This window comes from Pseudomonas sp. PA-7-1E, from assembly GCF_021605325.1.
Lineage (GTDB): Bacteria > Pseudomonadota > Gammaproteobacteria > Pseudomonadales > Pseudomonadaceae > Aquipseudomonas > Aquipseudomonas fluorescens_BV.
The window spans coordinates 1-4,970 of record NZ_WKFA01000110.1 but is presented as its reverse complement, the minus strand read 5'-3'; the positions used below and the strand labels follow the sequence as shown (position 1 = coordinate 4,970).

Genomic DNA, 4,970 nt, shown 5'->3' with positions numbered 1-4,970 from the left:
AGCTATTGGAGAAAAACTCTACCAAGTAAATCAACCATGAGCAGTATCGACACTTGGCCTCTTTGGGTTGCGATCTCTTTTCTAGGGGGGCCAATGTTACTTGCAACTTTGACCCTTACATACAGCCTGTACCTGACCCATCGTCACATGGACGCCATAAAGGAGGCCTTAAAGCACAGTCGTTATATCTATATCTGGGGGCCAAGCCTTGGAAAACGAGGCTTGATTTGGTCACTCTTAGAGATGGGTAAAATCTCGGGAATGCTACTGTGGCCAAAAGCTTCTCTCATTAATGGAGAGCTGGACCCAACCGATCTTGAAAATTTCCCACCTCACTTAAAGCTCCGAATTACCCTTAATCTGAAAACGATGATCATCGCCTTCATATGGATGTTGATCGGGGTTGCTCTGCTGAAGTTCAGGTAGTTCTGCGGTGAAATTTTTAACTTGAAGGCTCTCGGCACTTTCCACCCATGCCTCTGATCTATCATTGGGTTCCCGGTGGCTGTGCCGAGGCAAACCTCAAATTGAAGCCTGCCCGTTCACCGCATCGCCTTGCTGTTCAACAGCGGCATAATCTACGACCGCGGCATAATCGCTGGCATCGGCAACTACCTGAGCAGCACCCTTGCATCCTGGGACCTGTTCCTGGAAGAAGACTTCCTCTACCGCCTGCGCGGTATCGAGCGTTGGCAGGGCGATGGGATCATTGCTGACTTCGATGACCCGCTGATTGGCGGTGCGGCAGGTGGTGCGTTCGTCAGTTATATCAGTGGTTCGATCTGCTTGGCGCTTGGTGTGTCTACAGGTATAGGCGGGGTCGTTTGTGCTGCTGCTTTAGTAGGAGCTGGCGCCTGGGCGGGTACGACTATCAGTGGGAAGGCCGGGGAAGTCAGCGGAGAAATTTCGTACGAGAAAACACTGCCATGACATCGGGAGATTTTTGGACATCCTGGTTGGCTTTCTGGGTTGTTGGAGGTGTACCGGGCCTGCTCGGCATGGCTGGTGTCGCATACAGTCTGTACCTGAGTCGGTGCCACCTTGAAGCCATCAAGGAGGCTCTGAAAAATAGCCATTACATTTATCTCTGGGGGCCAAGCCTGGGAAAACGCGGGGTGATTTGGTCGCTCCTGGAGATATCTAAAATTGCTGGAATGGTGGTGTGGCCGAGGGCTTCGCTCATTATTGGGGAGATAGACCCCGTGGATCTTGCCAATTTTCCTCCGCGCCTGAGGAGGCATCTGATCATCAAGATGATGCTCATGTCGACTTGCTTCCTTTGGATGGCAGGTGTAGCGATTTTGTTGGCGTTCAGGTAGATCGAGCGGACGTGCCCCGGCTGCACTAAACGCAGCCAGCTACCACAGGGGTTTTGTGGTGTTGGTCGAGGCTGGGTTACTTGGGGTAGAGCGGCGGCAAGCTGGTGGTGTCGGTGGCCGGGTCTTGCTCGCGCTCGGCCACGGGGATCGCCTTGATGGCACGCCACAGGTCGTCACCCAGCCAGTACTGGCCGCTTTCGCTATACAACGCGCCATTCAACCCATCCAGGGCATCGGACAGCGGCACAAACCGCGCGGCCATGTCGGCCAGCGTTTCCGGCTGTTGCCTTGCCCAGGCGTCGAGGGCCTGGCGGGTAGCATGAGGGTCGTTGGCCTGGGTGGCGCGCTTGAGGTCGTCGAGCAGGGTGCGTGGGCTGGGGCCGGTTTGCGCGGCGCGTTGTACCGCCGGTTGCCGGCGTGCGCGCCACCACAGGCCAAAGCCCAGCAGGGTGGTGCAGGCCAGTATCAGTGTGCTCAGTTGCCACAGCCACAGGCGGTCATCGTCGGGGGCGGTGATGATGGTCGGTGTCGCCGGGGTGTCCACCACCAAGCTGGGGTTCACCGCCACTTGCACGGTGCGCGCCGGCAGGCTGGTGCGTTCCAGATGATCTTCGTGGGTGTTCCACCACACCACTTCCACGGCGGGCAGTTCCAGCTCGCCGGCGCGGGTCGGCACCAGGGCTTCGCGGTCTTCACGGCTGCCGGTCAGGCCGCGGTCGCTGGTACGGTTAGCCATCACTGGTTGGTCGGGGTAGCGGCGCAGGCCGTTGACCTCGGTGCCGGGCAGCGCCGGCAGCTGTGCGCTGGACAGGCCTTCGGCCTCCACGGTAAGGCTGCGGGTCAGGGAGTCGCCGACTTGCACGTGGTCCGGCGTGGGGTTCCAGCCTTCGCTCAAGGTCAGGCTGCGCGCGGGCAGCCAGGGGGCGTCGGCGGGGTAGGCGTCCGGTTTGGGTTTGACCGTCAAGGGCAGGGGCGCAGAGCTGACGTGAATCATCTTGCCCGGCTTGGTGCCCTGCAGGGTGTTTTCCTGGGGCGGTCGCGATTCCACCAGGGTAGCGCTGAAGGTCTGCGCCGGAATCACCACGGCGCCACTGTGTTGCGGGTAGAGGGCGTAGCGGGTTTCGATCACGCCATGGCGGATGCTGTTGATGACCTTTTCATAGGTGCGTGATTCGCCCAGTTGTTCGACACGTGCATCCGGTATCTGCAAGGGCGTGAGGCTGCTGTCGTCATACAGCGATACCGAGTGGTACACGCGCACGGTCAACAGGGCCTGGGCCTGCACGTACACGCTGGCCTGGTCGAGGCTGGCTTCGATGAACACCGGGGCCAGTTCGGCGCTGGTGTTCTGGCTGGCGCTTTCCACCACTTGCAGGGTGATCGGCTGGGTCTTGAGCGCGCCCACCTGCAGCGGCGGGATCACCACGTTGCCGTTCACCTTGGGCAGCAGGGTGATGATCCAACGGGTGGTGGCGTGGTTGTCGCCGTCCAGCGTGGTGAGTTGGTTGATCTGGCGGGTGCCGCTGACTTCGAACTGCGCGTCCAGGGGCGACAGGTCCGGTTTGCCAAACTGGGTCACATCACTGGATTGCACCGTCAGCTCCACCGTTTCCCCGGAGTTGAGGCGGCTGCGGTCTACGCTGGCGACCAGGTCCGCCGCCTGGGCGTGGCCTGCCGACAACGCGAGCAGGAGCAAAAGGGTGGTGCGGCGGCTCATCGAGTGGTGTCCTGATGTTGTTGCTGTTCGTACCAGAATTTGCGGCGCAACAGCTCGCCGGGGTTGTCCGGGATCTCCTGCAACCATTGCTCCAGTGCTTGGCGGCGCTCGCCTTCCAGGCGTGTGTCGGCGGGGCGCAGTGGCGGCGTGGTGGTCTGCTCGTCGCCCAGTTCGCTGCCAGGCACTTCATTACCGCCTGGCTGTGGCGCGGCGCCTGTCTGAGTCTCAGCGGTACCGGCTTCGCCCTGGCCGTGGGACGATTGCTCGCCGCCCTGGGCCGTTTGTGCGCTGGTGCCCGGTTGCGCAGTTTGGCCGGGTTGGGCGGTTTCGTCATCTGCGTTTTTTGCGGGCGGGTCCGGCTCGGGCTGCGCTTGCTCCTGCATCAGCGCTTCAACCAGGGCTTTGTTTTTCAGCGCGGGCTGCAAATCGGGCTGGGCTTCCAGGGCTTGTTCATACGCATCAAGGGCCGCTTCAAGTTCACCGGCCTTGGCCAGGGCATTGCCGCGGTTATAGTGGGAATAGGCGTCGCTGCCTTGGGCAAACCGCTTGATGGCCTCGGCGTAATTGCCGGCTTCATACAACGCAACGCCTTGCCATTGCGGGTCCTGGAAGTGTTCGGCGGCTTCGGCCGGGCGTTTGTGCTTGAGCAGGTACTGGCCTTGTTGGTCGGGGCGAAGCCACAGGTCCTGCAGCCCAAAGGCGTAGCTGGGTTGCGGCGCGCCCATCAGCAGCAAGGGCAGGCAGAACAGCCAGCCGCGACGCCCGGCGCACGCGGCCAGCAGCAACAACGGCAAAAGCAGCCAGTAACCCTGGTCGGCCCAGCTGTCCAGGCGCAGCCGTTGGCCGTCGTCGCGCAGGGCTTGGGCGCTGTCGAGCATGCCGAGTTGGCGCAGGTCCTTGTCATCCAGGCGCGCCGCACGGTAGCGGCCGCCCATTTCGCTGGCGAACGCCTTGAGGGTCGGGCTGTCGAGGCGCGGCACCAGGATCGCGCCCTGGTCGTCCTTGAGGAATTCGCCGCTCTCCTGAGTCACCGGCGTACCTTCGCGACTGCCGATGCCGAGGATCGACAACGTTGGAGCCTGGGCACTTTGCAGTTGCAGGCGGATGCCTTGGCGCTCTTGTTTGGACAATGAGGAACCGATCAGCAGCAGGCGCCCCTGGCCCAGACCGCCTTGCTTGAGCAGGCCCAGGGCTTTTTCCACGGCAAGATCGGCACGATGGCCGGGCTCGGGCATGATCGACGGGCGCAGGGCTTCCAACAGGTTGCGGCTGGTGGCCAGGTCATCGGACAGCGGCACCAGGGTATGGGCGCTGCCGGCATACACGATGATGGCTGTTTGCGCATCGGTGCGCGCTTGCAGTAAGTCATACAGCTTGCGCCGTGCCTGTTCCAGGCGGTTGGGCGGGCTGTCGGTGGCGAGCATTTCCGGGGTCAGTTCCAGCAGCACCACCAAGGGGTCGGAAGGTTTCTGGCTGGCTTGTTCAACCCGTTGCCAACTGGGGCCCAATAGCGCGAGCACGGCCAACAGCCAGGCGATGCCGAGCACCACCCACGGCGATTTACTCTCGCGGCCATTGCCACCACTGAGCAACTCGGCATGGAACGCCGGCGGCAGGATCATCTGCCAGCGCCCGGCGCGCTTTTGCCGGTGCCACAACTGCCACAGCAACCAGCCAAGCAGGGGCAGCAACAACAGCCACCAGGGGCGCAACCAGTGCGGCCACAGCGCGATCATCGACGCCTCCGCAAACGCAGGCGCTGCAGACGCTGGCGCCATTCAGGGTGTTGCTGCAAAAAGATGCCCCTGCTCGATAGCCTATTGAAGGCTCGTTGCAAAGCGTTGTTCGGCCAGCGTTCCTGGATCACCAGCAACAGGCTCAACACCAACGCCAAGGCCAATGGGCCGCTGTACAGCGCCTGGGCCGGGCGGGCC

At 62.0% G+C, this 4,970-nt stretch carries 4 protein-coding genes and 2 pseudogenes; 3 read left to right on the top strand and 3 right to left on the bottom strand.

Annotation, left to right across the window (positions count from 1 at the left end):
* From GIW79_RS29325 to GIW79_RS29315, 3 genes and pseudogenes are all read left to right on the top strand, one after another.
* Positions 1-426 (top strand): hypothetical protein (locus GIW79_RS29325; protein ID WP_236477475.1); only part of this gene is annotated, 426 nt, incomplete at its 5' end.
* Positions 427-534: 108 nt separating this feature from the next.
* A pseudogene (locus GIW79_RS29320) lies at positions 535-756 on the top strand (xylose operon transcription regulator XylR); the annotation flags it as partial.
* Positions 757-926: 170 nt separating this feature from the next.
* Entirely contained in the window at positions 927-1,319 is a 393-nt protein-coding gene (locus GIW79_RS29315; protein WP_236456466.1) for a hypothetical protein, read from the top strand.
* A gap of 76 nt (positions 1,320-1,395) precedes the next feature.
* Here GIW79_RS29315 and GIW79_RS29310 read toward each other — a convergent pair whose 3' ends face one another.
* The 3 genes and pseudogenes from GIW79_RS29310 to GIW79_RS29300 form a co-directional block, all read right to left on the bottom strand.
* Positions 1,396-3,036 (bottom strand): BatD family protein, encoded by a 1,641-nt coding sequence (locus tag GIW79_RS29310; protein WP_054897970.1) that lies wholly within the window; start codon positions 3,034-3,036, stop codon positions 1,396-1,398.
* Positions 3,033-4,772 (bottom strand): tetratricopeptide repeat protein, encoded by a 1,740-nt coding sequence (locus GIW79_RS29305; protein ID WP_057975741.1) that lies wholly within the window; start codon positions 4,770-4,772, stop codon positions 3,033-3,035. Before GIW79_RS29305 ends, GIW79_RS29310 begins: the two co-directional genes overlap by 4 nt.
* Positions 4,769-4,970: pseudogene (locus GIW79_RS29300) on the bottom strand (BatB protein); the annotation flags it as partial. The gene GIW79_RS29305 and the pseudogene GIW79_RS29300, both read right to left, overlap by 4 nt.

What these genes read in the sequence shown, in the direction of transcription:
- GIW79_RS29305 (WP_057975741.1), bottom strand. Translation starts at nt 4,772, where the DNA reads ATGATCGCGCTGTGGCCGCACTGGTTGCGCCCCTGGTGGCTGTTGTTG.
- GIW79_RS29310 (WP_054897970.1), bottom strand. Translation starts at nt 3,036, where the DNA reads ATGAGCCGCCGCACCACCCTTTTGCTCCTGCTCGCGTTGTCGGCAGGC.
- GIW79_RS29315 (WP_236456466.1), top strand. Translation starts at nt 927, where the DNA reads ATGACATCGGGAGATTTTTGGACATCCTGGTTGGCTTTCTGGGTTGTT.